Below are 21,539 nucleotides of genomic sequence, written 5' to 3'. Positions count from 1 at the left end.
CTCAGCGCCCCTTGGGGTCGAGGATCTTGACGGTCTGCAGCTCGGCGCTGCGCTGCTCCTCGCGCTCGCGGTTGACCCGGGTCTCGAGCTCGGGGAGCGCCTCGTCCTCGATGGGCAGCTGCTCGAAGAAGTCGCAGCTGACGCAGTCGCGGTAGCGCACGCCATTCTGCTCCCAGGCGCGGATGCGATCCATCTCGGCGCAGCGCGGGCAGATGGCGCCGGCGATAAAGCGTTTCTGGGTGGCCATGAGGCCTCCTGAAAGGTGCGGTTCGGATTGGGGCGTCGGGGCAGGACGACGCGCGGATGCGGTCATTCTACCCCGACGGGGCGCGCCGGGGTGGCCCGGCGCACCGTTCGGGCGGCCTTGTCAGGCCGCCCTGATGCCGCTGTGGCGCAGCAGCGGCTCGACGCTGGGCTCGCGGCCGCGGAAGGCGCGGAACAGCTCGGCGGCGTCCCGGGAGCCGCCGCGCTCGAGGATCTCGGTGCGGAAGCGCCGTCCGGTCTCGGGGTCGAAGATGCCGGCCTCCTCGAAGGCGCTCCAGGCGTCCGCCGAGAGCACCTCGGCCCACTTGTAGCTGTAGTAGCCCGCCGCGTAGCCGCCGGCGAAGATGTGGCCGAAGCCGTTCTGGAAGCGGTTGAAGGCGGCCCGCGGGAACACCGAGACGGCGTCGCGCACCGCGTCGAGCAGCGCCTGGATCTCCCCGGCCGAGGGCGCGGCGTGCTCCCGGTGCAGGCGGAAGTCGAACAGCGAGAACTCCAGCTGGCGCACCATGCCCATGGCGGACTGGAAGTTCTTGGCCGCGATCAGCTTCTCGAACAGCGCCTCGGGCAGCGGCTCGCCGGTCTCCACGTGGGCGGCGATCAGGTCCAGGCCCTCGCGCTCCCAGCAGAAGTTCTCCATGAACTGGCTGGGCAGCTCCACCGCGTCCCAGGCCACGCCGTTGATGCCGGAGATGTCGGCGACGGTCTGGCGGGTCAGCATGTGGTGCAGGCCGTGGCCGAACTCGTGGAAGAGGGTGGTGACCTCGTCGTGGGTCAGCAGCGCCGGGGCGTCGCCCACCGGACGGGTGAAGTTGCAGGTCAGGTAGGCCACCGGTAGCTGGACCTCACCGGCCTCCAGGCGCCGCACCCGGCACTCGTCCATCCAGGCGCCGCCGCGCTTGCCCTCGCGGGCGTAGAGGTCGAGGTAGAAGCCGGCGATGGGCGCGCCCTGCTCGAGGATCTGGAAGTAGCGCACGTCGGGGTGGTAGCGGGGTGCGCTCTCGTCTTCCTCGAAGGTCACGCCGTAGAGGCGCTCGACCACCCGGAACAGGCCGTCGACCACCTGGGGCGCCGGGAAGTAGGGGCGCAGCTGCTCGTCGGAGATGGCGTAGCGCGCCTCGCGCAGCTTCTCGCTGGCGAAGCCCACGTCCCAGGGCTCGAGGGCGTCCATGCCCAGCTCGTCGCGGGCGAAGGCGGCGAGCTCGGCGTACTCCTCGCGGGCCTGGGGCACGGCGCGCTCGGCCAGGTCCTCGAGGAAGGTGATCACCTGCTCGGGGGACTCGGCCATCTTGGTGGCCAGCGAATAGTCGGCGTAGTCGGCGAAGCCCAGGAGCCCGGCGAGCTCGTGGCGCAGGGCGAGGATCTCCTCCATCACCGGGGCGTTGTCGTACTCGCCGGCGTGGGGGCCCTGGTCCGAGGCGCGAGTGACGAAGGCGGTGTAGACCTCGTGGCGCAGCGCGCGATCCTCGGCGTAGGTCATCACCGGGAAGAAGCTCGGGAAGTCCAGGGTGATGCGATAGCCCTCGAGGCCCTTGGCCTCGGCGTTGGCCTTGAGGGTGGCCAAGGCGCTCTCGGGCAGCCCGGAAAGGCGGCTCGCGTCGGCGAGGTCCAGGTGCCAGGCCTGGGTGGCGTCCAGCAGCTGGTTGGAAAAGGTGTTGGCGAGCTCGGAGAGGCGCGACTTGATCTCGCCGTAGCGCTGCTTCTGCTCGGCGGGCAGGTCGACGCCGGCCAGGCGGAAGTCGCGCAGGGCGTTCTCCACGGTGCGCCGCTGGCCCTCGTCGAGCTCGGCCCAGGCGGGGCCGTCACGCAGTGCCTGCCAGGCGCGGAAGAGCCCCTCGTGCTGGCCGATCCAGGTGCTGTAGTCGGAGAGCTGGCCCAGGCAGGCCTGGTAGGCCTCGCGAAGCTCGGGGCTGTTCATGGTGCCGTTGAGGTGCGAGACCGGCGACCAGGCGCGGGCCAGCCGGTCGTTGAGGGCCTCCAGCGGGGCGGCCAGGCTCTCCCAGGTCGGGGGCGCCTGCTCGGCGCGGGCCACCAGCGCCTCGATGGCGGTGCGATTCTCGGCCAGCAGGGCCTCCACGGCCGGCACCACGTGCTCGGGACGGATCGCGTCGAAGGGGGGGAGGTCGTGGGCGTCGAGCAAGGGATTGCGGGGCATGCGCACCTCGAATCGGGAATGAAGGATGGGTCGTAGATGCGGGCGGTCGCGCCGGCTTTCAATATGCTAGGCTTGCGCCCTTTTCAGGCACGCAGGGTGTGACCGATGAACGAGACGCTGGAACGCTGGGGCACGCGACGCGCCTTTATCCTGGCGGTGACCGGAGCGGCGGTGGGGCTGGGCAACATCTGGCGCTTCCCCTACATCACCGGAGAGAACGGCGGCGCCGTCTTCCTGCTGCTCTACGTGGCCTTCGTGCTGCTGCTGGGGCTGCCGATGATGATGGCCGAGATCCTGGTCGGCCGGGCCGGGCGGCGCAGCCCCATGCAGTCGATCGGCCACCTGGCCGCCCAGGCCGGGGGCTCGCGCCACTGGCGCTGGCTGGGGCTGTTCGGCGCCTTCACGGTCTTCTGCATCCTCTCCTTCTACTCGGTCGTGTCGGGCTGGTCCATCGAATTCCTGGTGGCCTCCATCAACGGCGACTTCGTCGGGCGCAGCGCGGCCGAGATCGGCGCGGGCTTCGACGCCTTCCTCGCCGACCCCGGGCGGCTGACCTTCAACCACACTCTGTTCCTGGTGATGACCATGCTGGTGGTCGCCGCCGGGGTGACCAAGGGGCTCGAGAAGCTCAACAACCTGCTGATGCCGATGCTCTACGCGCTGCTGCTGGTTCTGGCGGGCTATGCCGCCACCACCGAGGGCTTCGGCCCGGCGCTCGCCTGGCTGTTCCTGCCCGACGTCTCGGCGGTGACCCCGCTGGTGATGCTGCAGGCCATGGGTCACGCCTTCTTCACCCTGGCGGTGGGCGCCTGCGCGCTGATGGCCTACGGCGCCTACATGCCCGACCACCAGAGCCTGCCCCGCGCCGCGGCAGCGGTGGCGGTGCTCGACGTGGCGGTGGCGCTGCTCGCCGGCATCGCCATCTTCTCGGTGGTGTTCGCTCAGGGCATGGACCCGGGCGAGGGGCCGGGGCTGATGTTCGTGACCCTGCCGGTGGCCTTCGCCGAGCTGCCCGGCGGGCCGCTGTGGCTGTCGCTGTTCTTCCTGCTGCTGCTGCTGGCGACCTGGACCTCCTCGATCAACCTCGCCGAGCCGATGGTCGCCACCCTGCAGGGCTGGGGACTCAAGCGCGGCCAGGCGTCGGCCGCGGTGGGCATCGCGGTATGGGGGCTCGGCATGCTCTCGGTGCTCTCCTTCTCGAGCCTGGCCGAGACCCAGGTGCTGTTCGGCATGAACCCCTTCGAGCTGGTCAGCACCATCCCGCCGGAGATCTTCCTGCCGCTGGGCGGACTGCTGATCGCGGTGTTCGCCGCCTGGGTGATGCCCGAGCAGGAGGCCCTGCGGGCGCTGGATGCCGGCCCCAACGGCTTTCGCTTCTGGCGCGCGCTGCTGCGCTGGGTGTCGATCCCGCTGACGCTGGTAGTATTGGGAGCCGGACTGATCTGACCGGCCCGAACGGACCGGCCTGACCCCACAACGATGAGGTGAACGATGAGCGAGGCAACGTGCCTGCGGCCCTGGCAGGGCCATGAGCCGCAGCTGGGCGAGCGGGTCTACATCGACCCGGACTGCGTGGTGCTGGGCGACGTGGTGCTGGGCGACGACTGCTCGGTGTGGCCGATGACGGTGATCCGTGGCGACATGCACCGCATCCGCATCGGCGCGCGGGTCAGCGTGCAGGACGGCAGCGTGCTGCACATCACCCACGCCAGCGACTTCAATCCCGACGGCTTCCCGCTGACCATCGGCGATGACGTGACCATCGGCCACAAGGCGATCCTGCACGGTTGCACCCTGGGCAGTCGCATCCTGGTCGGCATGGGCGCCATCGTCATGGACGGTGCGGTGGTCGAGGACGAGGTGATCATCGCCGCCGGGGCCGTGGTGACGCCCGGCAAGCACCTGGCGAGCGGCCACGTCTACGCCGGCAACCCCGCCAAGGCGCTGCGGCCGATCAAGGAGTCCGAGCGCGCCTTCTTCCCCTATACCGCCGGCAACTATGTAAAGTTGAAGGACGAGTACCTGGCGGCCGCGGAATGATTCTCTAACCCATTGTTTTCCATTGTCGGGGCGCGCGATAATCTGGTCATTTATCCAGTAATCGAGGGGCGCGCCCCGGCATGGCCAACTTTCGCACCCACTTCGGCGTGGCCGCCGCCGGCGGCGCCGTGCTGGCCCATGGCGGCTGGCAGGCAGGCCTGTGGGGCGCCGTGGAGAGCCTGCCGCTGCTGGCGCTGGTGACCCTCGGCGGCATCCTGCCCGACATCGACGCCGACCGCTCCAGGGCGATCCGCCTGATCTTCCACCTGCTGGCCGTGCCCGCGGTGGTGGCCAGCGCCCTGCTGCTGCAGGCCCGGCTGCCCGTCGGCACCCTGCTGATGGCGTGCGGGGCGATCTATCTCGCCGTGCGCTTCCTGGCCGGGGCGCTGTTCGCCCGCTTCACCGTGCACCGCGGCCTCTGGCACTCGCTGCTGGCGGCCGGGCTGTGCGGGCTCTCCACCACCGCGCTGAGCCACCGGCTGTTCGACCAGCCCGACCACCTGGCCTGGGCCCAGGGCGCCGCCCTGGCGCTCGGCTTCGTCATCCACCTGCTGCTCGACGAGCTCTACAGCGTCGATCTCACCGGCGCGCGCCTCAAGCGCTCCTTCGGCACCGCCCTCAAGCCCTTCGACTGGCGCGAGCCGGGCAACTCCCTGGCGATGCTGATGGCGGCGGTGAGTCTCGCCCCCTGGCTGCCGCCCTGGGGGCCGCTGCGCGAGCTGCTCGTTCAGGGCGCCTCGCTCTGGCGGTAGTCCTCGGCCTTGAGGTCGTACTTTCGGAGCTTGTCGTAGAGGGTCTTGCGCGGCAGGCCGAGCTGCTCGCAGGCCTCACTGACCCGGCCGCGATGGCGTGCCAGGGCCTGGTCGATCAGGCTCTTCTCGAACAGCTCCACCTGCCGGGGCAGCGCCAGGTCGACGGCGTCGCTGCCCACGCCGCGCAGCAGGGCGTCGAGGCGGTAGTCGCAGGTGGCGCCGAGCAGCACGTAGCGCTCGGCGAGGTTCCGTAGCTCACGCACGTTGCCCGGCCAGTCGTGGGCGAGCAGCGCCGAGACGCCGCCGGCGTCCAGCGGCGGCGCCTCCAGCCCGCTGCGGTTGGCGGCCACCACGGCGAAGTGCTGGAACAGCAGCGGGATGTCCTCGCGGCGCTCGCGCAGCGGCGGAATCGGCAGGGTGACCACCTCGAGGCGGTAGTAGAGGTCCTCGCGGAAGCGCCCCGCCTCGGCCGCGGCCTTGAGGTCGACCTTGGTGGCGGCGATCACCCGCAGGTCGAGCGGCACCGGCACGTTGGCGCCGAGGCGCTCGACGGAGCGCTCCTGGAGCACCCGCAGCAGCTTGACCTGCAGCGCCAGCGGCATCGACTCGATCTCGTCGAGGAACACCGTGCCGCCCTCGGCGTGCTCGAACTTGCCGATGCGCCGCTCCACGGCGCCGGTGAAGGCGCCCTTCTCGTGGCCGAAGAGCTCCGACTCGATGATGCTCTCGGGCACCGCGCCGCAGTTGATGGCCACGAAGGGGCGGCCGCCGCGGCGGCTGCGCTCGTGGATGGCCCGGGCCACCAGGTCCTTGCCGGCACCGGTCTCGCCGAACAGCAGCACGTCGGTCTCGACCTGGCTGATGCGCTGGACCATCGAGGCGAGGCGCTGGATGGCCGGGGTGCGGCCCACCAGGCGCGGTCCCGGCGCCGACTGCTGGGCCTCTAGCTCGGCCTTGAGCGCGCGGTTCTCCAGGCTCAGGCGGCGCTTGTCGACGCCGCGGCGCACCATCTCCACCAGCCGCTCGCCGGGGAAGGGCTTCTCGAGGAAGTCCCAGGCGCCCTCGCGCATCGCCTCCACGGCGGTGGAGATGTCGCCGTGGCCGGTGATCAGGATCACCGGCAGATCGGGATCCCGGCTTCTCACCTCGCGCAGCAGCGCCATGCCGTCCATGCCGGGCATGCGGATGTCGCTGACCACCACTCCGGGGAAGTCCGGGGGCAGGGCCGCCAGGGCGGCCTCGGCGCTGTCGTAAGCCTGGGGGGCGTAGCCGGCCAGCTCAAGGGTCTGGCCGGCGGTGATGCGCAGGTGCGCCTCGTCGTCGATGATCATCACCGGGAGGGTCGCCGGGTCATGCATGGGTGTCGTGCTCCTTGGTCCGCGGCTCGCCGGTGCCGTCGGGGTCGGCGGCGCGGGGCAGGGTGATGGTGAAGCGGGCGCCGCCGCCGGGGGCCCGGTCCGCGCTCAGCTCGCCGTCCAGGTCGTCGATGATGCGCGCCGAGATCGAGAGGCCGAGCCCCAGGCCGCTGCCCGGCGACTTGGTGGTGAAGAAGGGCTCGAAGATCCGCCCCAGGTGCTCGTCCGCGATGCCGGGGCCGTTGTCGATCACCCGGATGCACACCGTCGTCTCGCCGGGTTCGATGACCAGGCCCAGGCGCGGCTCGGGCGTCTGGCCCATGGCCTGCAGGGCGTTGCCGATCAGGTTGACCAGCACCTGCTCGAGGCGCACCAGGTCGGCGCGTACCCAGGCCTCTTGCTCGGGCCAGTCGCGCTCGACCGTGACGCCGCCCTCGCGCAGCCGCGACTGGAAGAGGCGCAGGGCGTAGTCGAAGCAGGCCGGCACCGACACGGCGGTGGGGCGGTCGCCGCTCTTGCGCGAGAACTGGCGCAGCTGGGCGCTGATCTCCGCCATGCGCTCGGTGAGTTCGACGATCTGCGCCAGGTTGTCGCGGGTCGCCTCGGGGCGGCCGCGCTCGAGGAAGGCGCTGGCGTTCTCGGCGTAGGCGCGGATCGCCGCCAGCGGCTGGTTGAGCTCGTGGTTGATGCCGGCGGCGAGCTGGCCGAGCACGGCCAGCTTGGCCGCCTGGATCAGCTCGTCGCGGGTCTGGCGCAGGCGTTCCTCGGCGAGCCGGCGCTCCTCGATCTCCCCGGAGAGGCGCTGGTTGGTCTCGACCAGGTCGCGGGTGCGGCGCTGGACGTTGCGCTCCAGCTCGTCCCGGGCCCGGGCCAGGGTGCGGCGCTCGCGCTCGGCGAACTGCTCGCGCTCGCGGCGCAGCCGCAGGCGCTGCCAGCCGATGCCGCCGGCCAGCACCACCACGCCGTAGAGGCCGCCGGCGAGCAGGGCGGCGAGCCACTGCGCCCGGGTCACCGGGGCCAGCGAGGTGAGGATCTGCATCCGCCAGCCGAAGTCCGGCATCTGGCGCGAGAGCCCCAGGTACTCGGTGTCGGCCAGGGGCCCGTGGCGAAAGCCGATCCGCTGGCCGTGCTCCTCGAGGTCGCCCAGGAAGGCGATGCCGGAGGCGTCGAGGGACTCGTCGGCGTAGCGGCGGGTCGCCAGCAGCGCCTCGCGGTCGGCGTCGGAGAGCGGCCGCAGCGCCTGCATGCGCAGCTCCGGACGGCTGGCCATGAAGATGATGTCGTCGCCGTCGATGACCAGCAGCTCGGCGTCCTGCTCGGCCCAGCCCGCCTCCACGGTGTCGAGCAGCACCTTCACCACCATGACGCCGTCGGCGGTGGCGTCCGGGGCGGTCTCTTCCAGCCACACCGGGGCCGAGAAGTAGTAGCCGCGCTCGCGGGACTGCACGCCGAGGCCATAGAAGCGCCCGGGGCGGCCGGCGATCGCCTCCTGGTAGTAGCGGCGAAAGGCGTAGTTCTGGCCGATGAAGGTGGCGGGGCGATGCCAGTTGCTGGCCGCCAGGGTGTCGCCGTCACGGTCGAGCAGGTAGACGTCGGAGACCCCGGCCGTGGCGCGGAAGCGGTCCAGCAGGCGGTTGAGCGGCATCGCGTCCTGGGCCTCGGGGGCGGCCAGGAAGCGCTTGACCATCTCGCGGGAGGCGAGCAGCTCGGGCAGGTAGTCGTGGCGCGACAGGTGGCCGACCAGTCCCTCGGCGGAGAGGCGCAGCTCGTTCTCGGCGTCCTGGCGCAGCTGCGTCAGGGCCTGGTCGCGGGCCAGCTGGGCGGCCTGCCACATGGCAAGCACCAGCCCCAGCGGGGCCAGCACCCAGAGCAGGCGGCGCACGCCGCGGCCGCGGGGCGAAGTCGGCATGGCCGGGGCCTCAGTGGGAGTCGGTGGGCATGACCTGGGAGCGGCGCAGGGCGCGCTGGGCCCGGGTCTCGGCGCGCTCGACCTCGAGCAGGCTCTCCTCGACGAACACCAGGTGCTCATGGGCCCGGGCCCGGGCGTCCTCGGCGCGTCCCTCGAGGATGGCGTCGAGCAGGGCGCGGTGCTGCTCCATCAGCCGCGGGCGCGACTCGGCCTTCTCGAACAGGTGGGCCAGGTTGTCGACGATGCTCTTCTCCAGCAGGTGGAAGATCCCGCGGATGGTGTGCAGCAGCAGGACGTTGTGGGCCGATTCGGCGATGGCCATGTGGAAGGCCGCGTCGGCGCGCGCCTCGAGCACCGGGTCGTGGCCCTTGAAGCAGGCCTCGAGCTCCTCGAAGCGCGAGATCAGAAGCGCCTTGTCGGTGGGCGTGGAGCGCAGCGCGGCGTAGTAGGCGGAGATGCCCTCCATGGCGTCGCGGAACTCCAGCAGGTCGAGGTGGAACTCGCCGTGACGGGCGAGCATCTCCAGCAGCGGGTCGCTGTAGCCGCTGTTGAGCTCCTCGCTGATGAAGGTGCCGCCGCCCTGGCGGCTGATCAGCAGCCCGCGGGCCGAGAGCTTCTGGATGGCCTCGCGCAGCGAAGGCCGCGAGACGCCGAAGCGTTCGGCCAGCTCGCGCTCCGGCGGCAGGCGCTGACCGGGCCGCAGGCTGCCCTCGAGAATCAGCGCCTCCAGGCGCTCGGTGATGACGTCGGCGAGGCGCGGATGCTGAACGGGTTGGTAGGCCATGGGGCACCATCGATAGAAAAAGGTGAAGATAAAATTGGTAAGACCAATATTAGGCGATGAGATGCTTGCCTGGCAAGTCGGCTTCGACGAGCGAAGGCTCTGTCTCTCAATGAGTTAGGGATATTCCGAGCGAGACGTGACTAAAGTATAAGTGCCCGTGAAGGGGTGCGGTTTGACACCGGTTGTCGGGCGCTTCTAGAGTGCGCTTCACGCCTGATGTAAATTGGTTTTACCAATAATCGATAACTCGCCCGGTCATTCGTCATGCAACGTGGCCGTGCCTGATTGCCACCAGACGCTACCCTACAGGCTCACGCCGGACTTCCCAGGCTCTCGCCGCACTTCCCGAGCTCGCGCAGGGATGGGACGAGGGTGCGTCTGATCACTATTCGATCTCGGGGGCGGGCTCGTCATGATGCGTTCGCTCGCGTATCAGGGTGAGACGCTCCGCACTCGACACGAGGTCGTCGCCAGCCACCCTTGGATCGTCCATCCATTGCACGGGACTCGCCATGATCATTTCAGCTTCCACGGACTACCGCCGAGCCGCCAAGCGCCGTGTTCCGCCCTTCCTCTTCCACTACGCCGACGGTGGTGCCTACGCCGAGCATACGCTGCGACGCAATGTCGAGGATCTTGCCGGTGTCGCCTTGCGCCAACGTGTGCTCAAGGACATGTCCTCCCTGTCGCTCGAGACCGAGCTGTTCGGTGAGTCGATGGCCATGCCGGTGGCGTTGGCGCCGGTGGGCCTGACGGGCATGTACGCCCGGCGAGGCGAGGTGCAGGCGGCGAGAGCGGCGGCCGGGAAGGGCATTCCGTTCACGCTGTCCACGGTGTCGGTCTGCCCCATCAATGAAGTCGCCTCGGCCGTGGATCGTCCCCTCTGGTTCCAGCTCTACGTGCTGAAGGACCGGGGGTTCATGAAGCATGTGCTGGAGCGTGCCAAGGCCGCGGGCGTCAAGACGCTCGTCTTCACTGTCGACATGCCCGTACCCGGGGCGCGCTATCGCGACGCCCATTCCGGCATGAGTGGCAAGTACGGTGGGATTCGCCGCATGCTTCAGGCGGCGACCCATCCGCGCTGGGCTTGGGACGTGGGCATTCATGGTCGCCCCCATGACCTGGGTAATGTCTCAGACTATCGCGGCCATCCCACCGAACTCGAGGACTATATCGCCTGGCTCGGCGACAACTTCGATCCTTCCATCTCCTGGAAGGATCTGGAATGGATCCGCGAGTTCTGGGACGGGCCGATGATCATCAAGGGCATCCTCGACGCCGAGGACGCTCGCGATGCCGTGCGCTTCGGCGCGGATGGCATCGTCGTCTCCAACCATGGTGGTCGCCAGCTCGATGGTGTGCCCTCGACGGCACATGCCTTGCCGGCTATCGCCGATGCGGTCAAGGGCGACCTGGCCATCCTGGCCGATTCCGGCGTGCGCAATGGCCTCGACGTGGTGCGCATGATCGCCATGGGAGCCGATACCGTCCTGCTGGGACGTGCCTTCATCTACGCGCTGGCCACCGCTGGAGAAGCGGGCGTGGCGCATCTGCTCGAGCTGATCGACAAGGAGATGCGCGTGGCAATGACGCTCACCGGAGCGCGCACCATCGCCGATCTCGGGCCGGATTCGCTGGTGGGCAGTGCGAGCCGCGGTGAATAATGACTCGGCGCGTCGGCATGAGATAGGAGGATGAGATGGGCGATGAGACTGCACGGGGAACCGAGGCCGGCGGCGTGACGGCACCCTTCGAGGCGCTGCGCGAGGCGCTGCGCGACGTGCTGCCCGCCGAGCGGCTGATCGATGATCCGCTGCGCACCCTGGCCTACGGCACCGATGCCAGCTTCTACCGGCTGATCCCGGGGCTGGTGGTGCGCCCCGAGAACGAGGCGGAGCTCAAGCGCACTCTGGCCGAGTGCCGGGCGCGCCGGCTGCCGGTGACCTTTCGCGCCGCCGGCACCTCGCTCTCCGGCCAGGCGGTGACCGACTCGGTACTGATCCAGCTGGGGCGCGGCTGGCGCGACCACGAGATCCTCGACGAGGGGCGGGCGATCCGCCTGCAGCCCGGGGTGATCGGGGCCCGGGCCAACCAGCTGCTGGCGCCCTACGGGCGCAAGATCGGCCCCGACCCGGCCTCCATCGCCAGCTGCATGGTCGGCGGCATCGCCGCCAACAACGCCTCCGGGATGTGCTGCGGCACCGCCCAGAACAGCTACCGCACGGTGCGCGACCTCCGCGTGATCCTCGCCGACGGCAGCCTGCTCGACACCGCCGATGCCGAGAGCGTCGCCGCCTTCCGCGCCTCCCACGGCGAGCTGCTGGCCGGGCTCGAGCGCCTGGCCGCCGAGACCCGGGACAACGCGGCGCTGGCCGAGAAGATCCGCCACAAGTACCGGCTCAAGAACACCACCGGCTACGCCCTCAACAGCCTGGTCGACTTCACGGACGGCATCGAGATCCTCAAGCACCTGATGATCGGCTCCGAGGGCACCCTCGGCTTCATCAGCGCCATCACCTACGAGAGCGTGGTCGACGAGCCCCTCAAGGCCGCGGCCCTGGCCTTCTTCCCCGACATGGGCACCACCTGCCGCGCGACCATCGCGCTCAAGCAGGCGCCGGTCTCCGCGGTGGAGCTGATGGACCGCGCCGCGCTGCGCTCGGTGCAGGACCAGCCGGGCATGCCCGGGGTGCTGAAGACGCTGCCCGAGGGGGCGGCGGCGCTGCTGGTCGACGTGCGCGGCAACGACGCGGACGAGCTCGAGGCGCGCATGCAGGCGGTGCAGGCGACCCTCGAGGGGATCCAGACCCTCGAGCCGGTCACCTTCACCCGCGAGGCCGACACCTACGCCCTCTACTGGAAGATCCGCAAGGGGCTCTTCCCGGCGGTGGGGGCGGTGCGCGAGGTCGGCACCACGGTGATCATCGAGGACGTCGCCTTCCCCATCGAGCGCCTCGACGAGGGCGTACTGGCGCTGACCGACATTTTCCATCGCCACGGCTACCGCGACGCCATCCTCTTCGGCCACGCCCTGGAGGGGAACCTGCACTTCGTCTTCCCCCAGGGGTTCGAGAAGCCCGGCGAGGTGGAGCGCTACCAGGCGCTGATGGACGAGGTGGCCGAGCTGGTCGGCGTCGAGTACGGCGGCTCGCTCAAGGCCGAGCACGGCACCGGGCGCAACATGGCGCCCTACGTCGAGCTCGAGTGGGGGCCCGACGCCTACGCGCTGATGTGGGAGATCAAGGCGCTCTTCGACCCGGAGAACCTGCTCAACCCCGAGGTGATCCTGAGCCGCAACCCGACCCTGCACCTGGAGAACCTCAAGCCCCTGCCGGCGGCCGACGCGATCGTCGACAAGTGCATCGAGTGCGGCTTCTGCGAGGCGGTCTGCCCGTCGAAGGACCTGACCCTCACCCCGCGACAGCGCATCGTCATCGCCCGGGAGCTGGCGCGACTCGAGGCGCTGGGCACCTCGCGCGGCGCCGAGGACGAGGCGCGCCTGGCCTCCCTGCGCGACGACTATCGCTACGCGGGGGACGAGACCTGCGCCGCCGACGGCCTCTGCTCCACCCAGTGCCCGGTGGGCATCAACACCGGCGACCTGGTGCGCGGGATGCGCCACGAGCGGGCCGCCGGCACGGCCGGGGTCGCCCGGCGGATCGGGCGCCACTTCTCGGGTGCGACCCGGGTGGCCCGGGGCGGGCTCAATGCGGCCGGCGCGGCCAGGGCCCTGCTCGGCACCGACCTGATGGCCAGGGCCAGCGGCGGGGTGCGCCGCCTGAGCGGCGGCCGCCTGCCCCGCTGGAGCCCGGCGCTGCCCAGGTCGGCGTCGATTCGGGTACTCGATCGGGTGTCGTCGGGCGATGCCACCCGGGACAAGGTGGTCTACCTGCCCTCCTGCGCCACCCGCATCTTCGGTGCCGACCATGACGACACGGAGCAGCGCTCGGTGATGGAGATCACCCTGGCGCTGCTCGACAAGGCCGGCTTCGAGGTGATCCTGCCGGAGATGATCGGCCACCTCTGCTGCGGCATGGCCTTCCAGTCCAAGGGGCAGTTCGAGGAGGCGACCCACAAGGGGCGCGAGCTCAACCGCGAGCTGCTGGTGGCGAGCCAGAACGGCCGCTACCCGGTGCTCTGCGACACCAGCCCCTGCACCCTGCAGATGCGCGAGCACCTCGACGCGCGCCTCGAGATGCTGGAGCCGGTCGCCTTCGCCCACGATCACCTGCTGCCGAGGCTCGCCGTGACGCCGGTGGACGAGCGAGTCGCCGTCCACGTGACCTGCTCGAGCACGCGCATGGGGCTGGCCGACAAGTTCGTCGCCCTGGCCCGGGCCTGCGCCCGCGAGGTGGTGGTGCCGGCCGAGATCACCTGCTGCGGCTTCGCCGGCGACAAGGGCTTCACCACGCCGGAGCTCAACGCCTCCGCGCTGGCGGGGCTGGCCGAGCAGGTGGCCGACTGCAGTGCCGGCTACTCCAACTCGCGCACCTGCGAGATCGGCCTGGCCGAGCACGGCGGCATCCCCTACCGCTCGATCCTCTCGCTGCTCGACCGAGCCAGCGCCGCGCCCTGAGAACCGCGCCCGGCGGGCATCCGCCGGGCGCGGCGCCGTGGTCGCCCTTGCTGCGTCCCCTTCTATACCGTTTTCGGCTAAAGTATTAGCTCTCGTCGCATGGGTGCGACAGAGAGTGATACTTACGTAGGGAGACTTCGAGTGGTAGTTCAAGCAATCCGGAAGGCGTCCGGTCATGCGGTCCTGCGCCCCCATCGCCTGCTGGTCGGCGCCGCCGGCCTGGTCCTGCTGGCCGGCTGCGCCGAGGAGGAGACGCGCTTCGCCGCGGCCCCCGAGGCCACGCTCGGCAGCGACATCGCCGGCGAGCTCACCTCATCCAGCGAGATCAACCTCAGCGACGGCACCCGCGTGGCCGCCCACTGGCTGTGCGGCGGCGCGGACGATGCCTCGTCCCTGGTGCGCTATGCGCTCGACGCGCCCTTCGCCGCCCGCCTCTCGGCCTTCGACGAGCAGGGCCAGTGGCTGGGCAGCGTCGCGGGCGAGCCCGGCGGTGAGCGCCCGGTGCTGATGGCCTCCGCCGAGGCGTGCACCCTGGTGGCCGTCAGCGGCCAGGACGACGGCGCCTTCGGGCCCTACCGCCTGGAGGCCGAGCCGGTCTCCTTCTCGACCGAGCTCGAAACCGATGGCGCGCTGGTCGGGCGGCTGGAGGACGGTCGCGCGGCCTATCCGCTGACGCTGGACGCGCCCGCCTGGATCGACCTCTCCCTCTCCGGCGGCGCCGACCTGAGCCTGCGCCTGGTCGGCGACGGCGTCAGCCGCCAGGCCCGCGCCTGCGCGCCCGGCGAGCTGCGCCTCGAAGCCTACCTCGACGCCGGGGAGTATCGCGTCGAGGTCGAGCAGGACGACAAGGCCGTCGAGGCCTCCGGCGAGGCGTGTGCGCCCCGCCTGCTGGGCGCCGACGGCGTCCATCGCCTCGTGGCCGAGCGCAAGGACCTGGCCGACGGCCGCCGCAACGCGGGGCCGCTGCGGGATGGCGATCGCATCACCGGCACCCTCGAGTCCGGCGCCGGCAATGCCTACACCCTGCGCATCGATGAGCCCAGCAACGTCGCGCTGGCGCTGCGCTCCTCGGCCTTCGATACCGTGCTGCACGTCACGGGAGAGGGCAGCGAACTGGTCGACGACGACGGTGGCACCGGCACCGACTCCCGGCTGCAGACCGTGCTGATGCCCGGCGAGTATCGCGTCGAGGTGAGCGGCTACGGCGAGGCGGACGGCGAGTACGCGCTGGACGTCACCCTTGGCGCCTTCGACGGCGAGCTGCGCAACGGCGGGGAGGTGACGCCCGGCGAGAGCCTCGGCGGCAACCTGGTCGGGGCCGGCACGAGCAACACCTACCGCTTCGTGATCGACGAGGTCAGCGAGGTGGAGCTGGCCCTGGAGTCCGGCGCCTTCGATCCCGTGCTGCGCCTCTACGGCAACGGCATCGACCTGAGTGACGACGATGGCGGCGGCGATCGCAACTCCCTGATCACCACCGTGCTCGAGCCCGGCGAGTACCGCCTGGACGTGGAGAGCTACAGCGGCACCGGCGCCTACCGGCTGCGCACCGAGCAGCGTGCCTTCGAGGGGCGCATCAGCAACGGGGGAGAGGTGGCGACCGGCGAGGTGGTCTATGGCCAGCTGAGCCCCGGCCGCAGCCTGACCTACCGGCTGGTCGTCGAGGCGGCTCAGGATGTGGTCATCGAGACCACCTCGGGTGCCGTGGACACCATCCTCGGCCTGACGGGCAACGGCGTCAGCGAACAGAACGACGATGCCGGGGACCTCGGCTACGGCTCACGGATCCATCGCTACCTCGAGCCCGGCACCTACGAGATCGAGGTGAGTGCCTACGAGAGCAATGGCGGACGGGTGCGCCTGGCCATCGGCGGCTGAGGCCATCCTCCACCAGGAGCGGCCTCGCCAGCAGGCCGCCCGGGCGGTATCCTGCGCCCGTCACGACGCCCGCCTCGCGCGGGCGTTCGTGTCTCTGGAAGGCGAGAAATCTATCCACACCCGGTCATCGCGCCGGGCGCCGCAAGGCGCTGTGGATAAGGTGGCTGTCATCGCCGTGTCACGCTCGCGACACGCCCCCGACATTTTTCTTCACGAAGGCCTTGCACGGTCCCCGGGAAATCCGTAAAGTACGCATCCGCTGCCGGCGACGGGCAAACGTTGCAGGCGGTAATGGTGGCAGAAGTGCTTGTTTCCATTTGGGTTTTTCGAAGACGCTTTGAAAATTCCCGCTTGACGAACTCGCCGCATTCGGTAGAATGCACGCCACTCGATCGGCACTCGCAGCGCGCTAGCGCAACGAGGTTTCGGTCACCCGCTTCGCTTCTTCGGAACGCCTCGCAGGGTTGACAAGAAACGCCGGTCAGGTAGAATACGCCTTCCTCGCAGGGCGCCGGCGAGACCGCCGCTTCGCAAGAAGTTGGCCGGACACGACGGCAACAGCGAGATGCTCTTTAACAATCGATCAGGTAATTCATGTGGGCGCTTGTCGGGATGTCGGTGACCAGTCACTGAAACATTCAAGGCAAGCGACTCGTCAAATGAGACGTTTGAACCTTGAGCCAGGTTTGGTTCCACCTTAGGAACTATCAGACTTTAAACTGAAGAGTTTGATCATGGCTCAGATTGAACGCTGGCGGCAGGCCTAACACATGCAAGTCGAGCGGAAACGATCCTAGCTTGCTAGGAGGCGTCGAGCGGCGGACGGGTGAGTAATGCATAGGAATCTGCCCGATAGTGGGGGATAACCTGGGGAAACTCAGGCTAATACCGCATACGTCCTACGGGAGAAAGCAGGGGATCTTCGGACCTTGCGCTATCGGATGAGCCTATGTCGGATTAGCTTGTTGGTGAGGTAATGGCTCACCAAGGCGACGATCCGTAGCTGGTCTGAGAGGATGATCAGCCACATCGGGACTGAGACACGGCCCGAACTCCTACGGGAGGCAGCAGTGGGGAATATTGGACAATGGGCGAAAGCCTGATCCAGCCATGCCGCGTGTGTGAAGAAGGCTTTCGGGTTGTAAAGCACTTTCAGTGAGGAAGAACGCCTTCGGCTTAATACGCCGGAGGAAAGACATCACTCACAGAAGAAGCACCGGCTAACTCCGTGCCAGCAGCCGCGGTAATACGGAGGGTGCGAGCGTTAATCGGAATTACTGGGCGTAAAGCGCGCGTAGGTGGCTTGATAAGCCGGTTGTGAAAGCCCCGGGCTCAACCTGGGAACGGCATCCGGAACTGTCAGGCTAGAGTGCAGGAGAGGAAGGTAGAATTCCCGGTGTAGCGGTGAAATGCGTAGAGATCGGGAGGAATACCAGTGGCGAAGGCGGCCTTCTGGACTGACACTGACACTGAGGTGCGAAAGCGTGGGTAGCAAACAGGATTAGATACCCTGGTAGTCCACGCCGTAAACGATGTCGACTAGCCGTTGGGGTCCTTGAGACCTTTGTGGCGCAGTTAACGCGATAAGTCGACCGCCTGGGGAGTACGGCCGCAAGGTTAAAACTCAAATGAATTGACGGGGGCCCGCACAAGCGGTGGAGCATGTGGTTTAATTCGATGCAACGCGAAGAACCTTACCTACCCTTGACATCGAGAGAACTTTCCAGAGATGGATTGGTGCCTTCGGGAACTCTCAGACAGGTGCTGCATGGCTGTCGTCAGCTCGTGTTGTGAAATGTTGGGTTAAGTCCCGTAACGAGCGCAACCCTTGTCCCTATTTGCCAGCGATTCGGTCGGGAACTCTAGGGAGACTGCCGGTGACAAACCGGAGGAAGGTGGGGACGACGTCAAGTCATCATGGCCCTTACGGGTAGGGCTACACACGTGCTACAATGGTCGGTACAATGGGTTGCGAAGCCGCGAGGTGGAGCTAATCCCATAAAGCCGGTCTCAGTCCGGATCGGAGTCTGCAACTCGACTCCGTGAAGTCGGAATCGCTAGTAATCGTGAATCAGAATGTCACGGTGAATACGTTCCCGGGCCTTGTACACACCGCCCGTCACACCATGGGAGTGGACTGCACCAGAAGTGGTTAGCCTAACTTCGGAGGGCGATCACCACGGTGTGGTTCATGACTGGGGTGAAGTCGTAACAAGGTAGCCGTAGGGGAACCTGCGGCTGGATCACCTCCTTAATCGACGACGTCGCCGGCACTCGGCAAGTGTCCACAATGAATTACCTGATCGACCAGAGCAAAGACTGTTTGGGTCGCGGACCCAGTGGTTTGTAGCCGGGTCTGTAGCTCAGTTGGTTAGAGCGCACCCCTGATAAGGGTGAGGTCGGCAGTTCAAGTCTGCCCAGACCCACCATTTGCAGGATCAGAGGGGCCTTAGCTCAGCTGGGAGAGCGCCTGCCTTGCACGCAGGAGGTCAGCGGTTCGATCCCGCTAGGCTCCACCATCCTCACCTGACAGTCCGGTCACAGAGACCAGCGGCAAGCCAGACGGCTTCCCACTGTTCTCTGAACAGTGCTCTTTAACAATGTGAATCATGCTGACAAACGTTTCTTCCGAGAGGAAGAGACACGAGATACGTCTCAAGCGTATCCGGCAATTGTCGATTGTCATCGCGGACCAGACCTCTTGGGGTTATATGGTCAAGCGATGAAGCGCACACGGTGGATGCCTAGGCAGCCAGAGGCGATGAAAGACGTGGAAGCCTGCGATAAGGCTCGGCGAGGTGGCAAACAACCTGTGACCCGGGCATTTCTGAATGGGGAAACCCACCCACGGCAACGTGGGTATCCTGCACTGAATACATAGGTGTCAGGAGGCGAACCGGGGGAACTGAAACATCTCATTACCCCGAGGAAAAGAAATCAACCGAGATTCCCCTAGTAGCGGCGAGCGAACGGGGACCAGCCCTTAAGCACCATGACTGATAGACGAAGTGGTTGGGAAGCCACGCGATACAGGGTGATAGCCCCGTAGTCGAAATCTGATTGGTGTGAAATCGAGTAGGTCGGGGCACGAGAAACCTTGACTGAAGACGGGGGGACCATCCTCCAAGGCTAAATACTCCTGGCTGACCGATAGTGAACCAGTACCGTGAGGGAAAGGCGAAAAGAACCCCGGAGAGGGGAGTGAAATAGATCCTGAAACCGTGTGCGTACAAGCAGTGGGAGCAGACTTGTTCTGTGACCGCGTACCTTTTGTATAATGGGTCAGCGACTTATTTTCAGTGGCGAGCTTAACCGTATAGGGGAGGCGTAGGGAAACCGAGTCTTAACTGGGCGACCAGTCGCTGGGAATAGACCCGAAACCGGGCGATCTATCCATGAGCAGGTTGAAGGTTGAGTAACATCAACTGGAGGACCGAACCAGGATCTGTTGAAAAAGATTTGGATGACTTGTGGATCGGAGTGAAAGGCTAATCAAGCCCGGAGATAGCTGGTTCTCCTCGAAAGCTATTTAGGTAGCGCCTCACGTAGCACCGCCGGGGGTAGAGCACTGTTTCGGCTAGGGGGTCATCCCGACTTACCAACCCGAGGCAAACTCCGAATACCGGTGAGTGACGCGTGGGAGACACACAGCGGGTGCTAACGTCCGTTGTGAAAAGGGAAACAACCCAGACCGTCAGCTAAGGTCCCGAAATCCTGGTTAAGTGGGAAACGATGTGGGAAGGCTCAGACAGCTAGGAGGTTGGCTTAGAAGCAGCCATCCTTTAAAGAAAGCGTAATAGCTCACTAGTCGAGTCGGCCTGCGCGGAAGATGTAACGGGGCTCAAACCAGGTACCGAAGCTACGGGTTCGTCGAATGACGAGCGGTAGAGGAGCGTCGTGTACGCCGATGAAGGTGGATCGAGAGGTCTGCTGGAGGTATCACGAGTGCGAATGCTGACATGAGTAACGACAAGGGGAGTGAAAAACTCCCCCGCCGGAAGACCAAGGGTTTCTGTTCGACGCTAATCGGAGCAGAGTGAGTCGGCCCCTAAGGCGAGGCCGAAAGGCGTAGTCGATGGGAAACGGGTCAATATTCCCGTACTTCACTGTATTGCGATGGGGGGACGAAGAAGGCTAGGTGAGCCAGGCGTTGGTTGTCCTGGTGAAAGTCAGTAGGCTGAAGAATCAGGCAAATCCGGTTCTTCAAGGCCGAGAGACGAGACGAACAGACTACGGTCTGGAAGTCATCGATGCCACGCTTCCAGGAAAAGCCTCTAAGCTTCAGATACAGTGGAACCGTACCCCAAACCGACACAGGTGGTCAGGTAGAGAATACCAAGGCGCTTGAGAGAACTCGGGTGAAGGAACTAGGCAAAATGGTGCCGTAACTTCGGGAGAAGGCACGCCGCATTAGCGTGATGGGACTCGCTCCCTAAGCGCGAAGCGGTCGAAGATACCAGGTGGCTGCAACTGTTTATTAAAAACACAGCACTCTGCAAACGCGCAAGCGGACGTATAGGGTGTGACGCCTGCCCGGTGCCGGAAGGTTAAGTGATGGTGTTAGCTCACGCGAAGCTCCTGATCGAAGCCCCGGTAAACGGCGGCCGTAACTATAACGGTCCTAAGGTAGCGAAATTCCTTGTCGGGTAAGTTCCGACCTGCACGAATGGCGTAATGATGGCCACGCTGTCTCCACCCGAGACTCAGTGAAATTGAAATCGCAGTGAAGATGCTGTGTACCCGCGGCTAGACGGAAAGACCCCGTGAACCTTTACTATAGCTTCACACTGGACGCTGATGTTGCTTGTGTAGGATAGCTGGGAGGCTTGGAAACTGCGGCGCCAGCCGCAGTGGAGCCAACCTTGAAATACCAGCCTGGCATCATTGGCGTTCTAACTCAGGTCCGTTATCCGGATCGAGGACCGTGTGTGGTGGGTAGTTTGACTGGGGCGGTCTCCTCCCAAAGAGTAACGGAGGAGCACGAAGGTACCCTCAGCACGGTTGGAAATCGTGCATTGAGTGCAAGAGCATAAGGGTGCTTAACTGCGAGACAGACACGTCGAGCAGGTACGAAAGTAGGTTCTAGTGATCCGGTGGTTCTGTATGGAAGGGCCATCGCTCAACGGATAAAAGGTACTCCGGGGATAACAGGCTGATACCGCCCAAGAGTTCACATCGACGGCGGTGTTTGGCACCTCGATGTCGGCTCATCACATCCTGGGGCTGAAGTCGGTCCCAAGGGTATGGCTGTTCGCCATTTAAAGTGGTACGCGAGCTGGGTTTAGAACGTCGTGAGACAGTTCGGTCCCTATCTGCCGTGGGCGTTGGAGATTTGAGAAGTGCTGCTCCTAGTACGAGAGGACCGGAGTGGACGCACCTCTGGTGTTCCGGTTGTCACGCCAGTGGCATTGCCGGGTAGCTATGTGCGGACGGGATAACCGCTGAAAGCATCTAAGCGGGAAGCCCCCTTCAAGATGAGATCTCCCCGAGGCCTTGAGCCTCCTGAAGGGCCCAGCGAGACCAGCTGGTTGATAGGCCGGGTGTGGAAGCGCTGCAAGGCGTTGAGCTAACCGGTACTAATGGCCCGTGAGGCTTGACCATATAACACCCAAGCGGTCTGCCGATGGCAACCGACACGACGGATACGTAGAGACGCATCTCGTCAGCATGATTCACCGTTTTTCGCCTGACGACCATAGCGTACGGGAACCACCTGATCCCATGCCGAACTCAGCAGTGAAACCGATCAGCGCCGATGGTAGTGTGGGGCCTCCCCATGCGAGAGTAGGTCATCGTCAGGCACCTATTCCGAGAAAACCCCGAGCTCAA

General features: G+C 66.5%; 11 protein-coding genes, 2 tRNA genes and 3 rRNA genes. 11 read left to right on the top strand and 5 right to left on the bottom strand.

Going from position 1 to position 21,539, the window contains the following annotated elements:
* Window position 1 precedes the first annotated feature (1 nt).
* Together C9F13_RS16000 and prlC are read right to left on the bottom strand one after the other, a co-directional pair.
* Window positions 2-247 carry a YheV family putative zinc ribbon protein gene (locus tag C9F13_RS16000; RefSeq protein WP_108447250.1) on the bottom strand — a complete coding sequence of 82 codons (246 nt, stop codon included), beginning with the start codon at window positions 245-247 and terminating at the stop codon, window positions 2-4.
* A gap of 120 nt (window positions 248-367) precedes the next feature.
* The gene (gene prlC, locus C9F13_RS15995; RefSeq protein ID WP_108447249.1) at window positions 368-2,416 is read right to left on the bottom strand and encodes an oligopeptidase A; all 2,049 of its coding nucleotides are present in this window, start codon (window positions 2,414-2,416) and stop codon (window positions 368-370) included.
* Window positions 2,417-2,521: 105 nt separating this feature from the next.
* Between prlC and C9F13_RS15990 the strand changes: the two genes are divergently transcribed.
* The 3 genes from C9F13_RS15990 to C9F13_RS15980 all read left to right on the top strand — a co-directional run bounded on the left by C9F13_RS15990 (window position 2,522) and on the right by C9F13_RS15980 (window position 5,208).
* Window positions 2,522-3,862, top strand: a complete 1,341-nt coding sequence (locus C9F13_RS15990; protein WP_108447248.1) for a sodium-dependent transporter — start codon at window positions 2,522-2,524, stop codon at window positions 3,860-3,862.
* Between the two features lie 45 nt (window positions 3,863-3,907).
* Window positions 3,908-4,456, top strand: coding sequence for a gamma carbonic anhydrase family protein (locus C9F13_RS15985; RefSeq protein ID WP_108447247.1), 549 nt, complete (start codon window positions 3,908-3,910; stop codon window positions 4,454-4,456).
* Window positions 4,457-4,536: 80 nt separating this feature from the next.
* Window positions 4,537-5,208, top strand: coding sequence for a metal-dependent hydrolase (locus tag C9F13_RS15980; RefSeq protein ID WP_108447246.1), 672 nt, complete (start codon window positions 4,537-4,539; stop codon window positions 5,206-5,208).
* Here C9F13_RS15980 and C9F13_RS15975 read toward each other — a convergent pair.
* Genes C9F13_RS15975 through C9F13_RS15965 form a run of 3 tightly spaced genes read right to left on the bottom strand, consistent with a single transcriptional unit; the run spans window position 5,184 to window position 9,256 of the window.
* Complete coding sequence (locus tag C9F13_RS15975) at window positions 5,184-6,566, bottom strand: sigma-54-dependent transcriptional regulator (RefSeq protein WP_108447245.1); 1,383 nt, start codon at window positions 6,564-6,566, stop codon at window positions 5,184-5,186. The genes C9F13_RS15980 and C9F13_RS15975 overlap by 25 nt on opposite strands.
* The gene (locus C9F13_RS15970; RefSeq protein ID WP_108447244.1) at window positions 6,559-8,472 is read right to left on the bottom strand and encodes a sensor histidine kinase; all 1,914 of its coding nucleotides are present in this window, start codon (window positions 8,470-8,472) and stop codon (window positions 6,559-6,561) included. Before C9F13_RS15970 ends, C9F13_RS15975 begins: the two co-directional genes overlap by 8 nt.
* Window positions 8,473-8,482: 10 nt before the next feature.
* Complete coding sequence (locus C9F13_RS15965) at window positions 8,483-9,256, bottom strand: GntR family transcriptional regulator (protein ID WP_108447243.1); 774 nt, start codon at window positions 9,254-9,256, stop codon at window positions 8,483-8,485.
* Between the two features lie 512 nt (window positions 9,257-9,768).
* Between C9F13_RS15965 and lldD the strand changes: the two genes are divergently transcribed.
* From lldD to rrf, 8 genes are all read left to right on the top strand, one after another.
* Window positions 9,769-10,920, top strand: coding sequence for an FMN-dependent L-lactate dehydrogenase LldD (lldD, locus tag C9F13_RS15960; RefSeq protein ID WP_108447242.1), 1,152 nt, complete (start codon window positions 9,769-9,771; stop codon window positions 10,918-10,920).
* Window positions 10,921-10,955: 35 nt separating this feature from the next.
* Complete coding sequence (locus tag C9F13_RS15955) at window positions 10,956-13,832, top strand: FAD-binding and (Fe-S)-binding domain-containing protein (protein ID WP_211310988.1); 2,877 nt, start codon at window positions 10,956-10,958, stop codon at window positions 13,830-13,832.
* 141 nt (window positions 13,833-13,973) lie between these two features.
* A complete protein-coding gene (locus C9F13_RS15950) occupies window positions 13,974-15,710 on the top strand; it encodes a hypothetical protein (RefSeq protein ID WP_108447241.1) in 1,737 nt (578 codons plus the stop codon).
* A 716-nt stretch (window positions 15,711-16,426) separates the two neighbouring features.
* Window positions 16,427-17,964: ribosomal RNA gene (locus C9F13_RS15945) — 16S ribosomal RNA — on the top strand.
* Between the two features lie 98 nt (window positions 17,965-18,062).
* Window positions 18,063-18,139 (top strand) — tRNA-Ile (locus C9F13_RS15940).
* Window positions 18,140-18,153: 14 nt separating this feature from the next.
* Window positions 18,154-18,229 (top strand) — tRNA-Ala (locus C9F13_RS15935).
* Between the two features lie 194 nt (window positions 18,230-18,423).
* Window positions 18,424-21,311 (top strand): 23S ribosomal RNA (locus C9F13_RS15930).
* 84 nt (window positions 21,312-21,395) lie between these two features.
* Window positions 21,396-21,511, top strand: a 5S ribosomal RNA gene (rrf, locus tag C9F13_RS15925).
* Together the 16S, 23S and 5S rRNA genes with 2 tRNA genes alongside form the textbook arrangement of a ribosomal RNA operon.
* Window positions 21,512-21,539 lie beyond the last annotated feature (28 nt).

This window comes from Halomonas denitrificans (assembly GCF_003056305.1).
In the GTDB taxonomy this organism is placed as follows: Bacteria; Pseudomonadota; Gammaproteobacteria; order Pseudomonadales; family Halomonadaceae; genus Halomonas; species Halomonas denitrificans.
The sequence above is the reverse complement of the archived record's forward strand: the minus strand, read 5'-3'. Positions and strand labels throughout refer to the sequence as shown.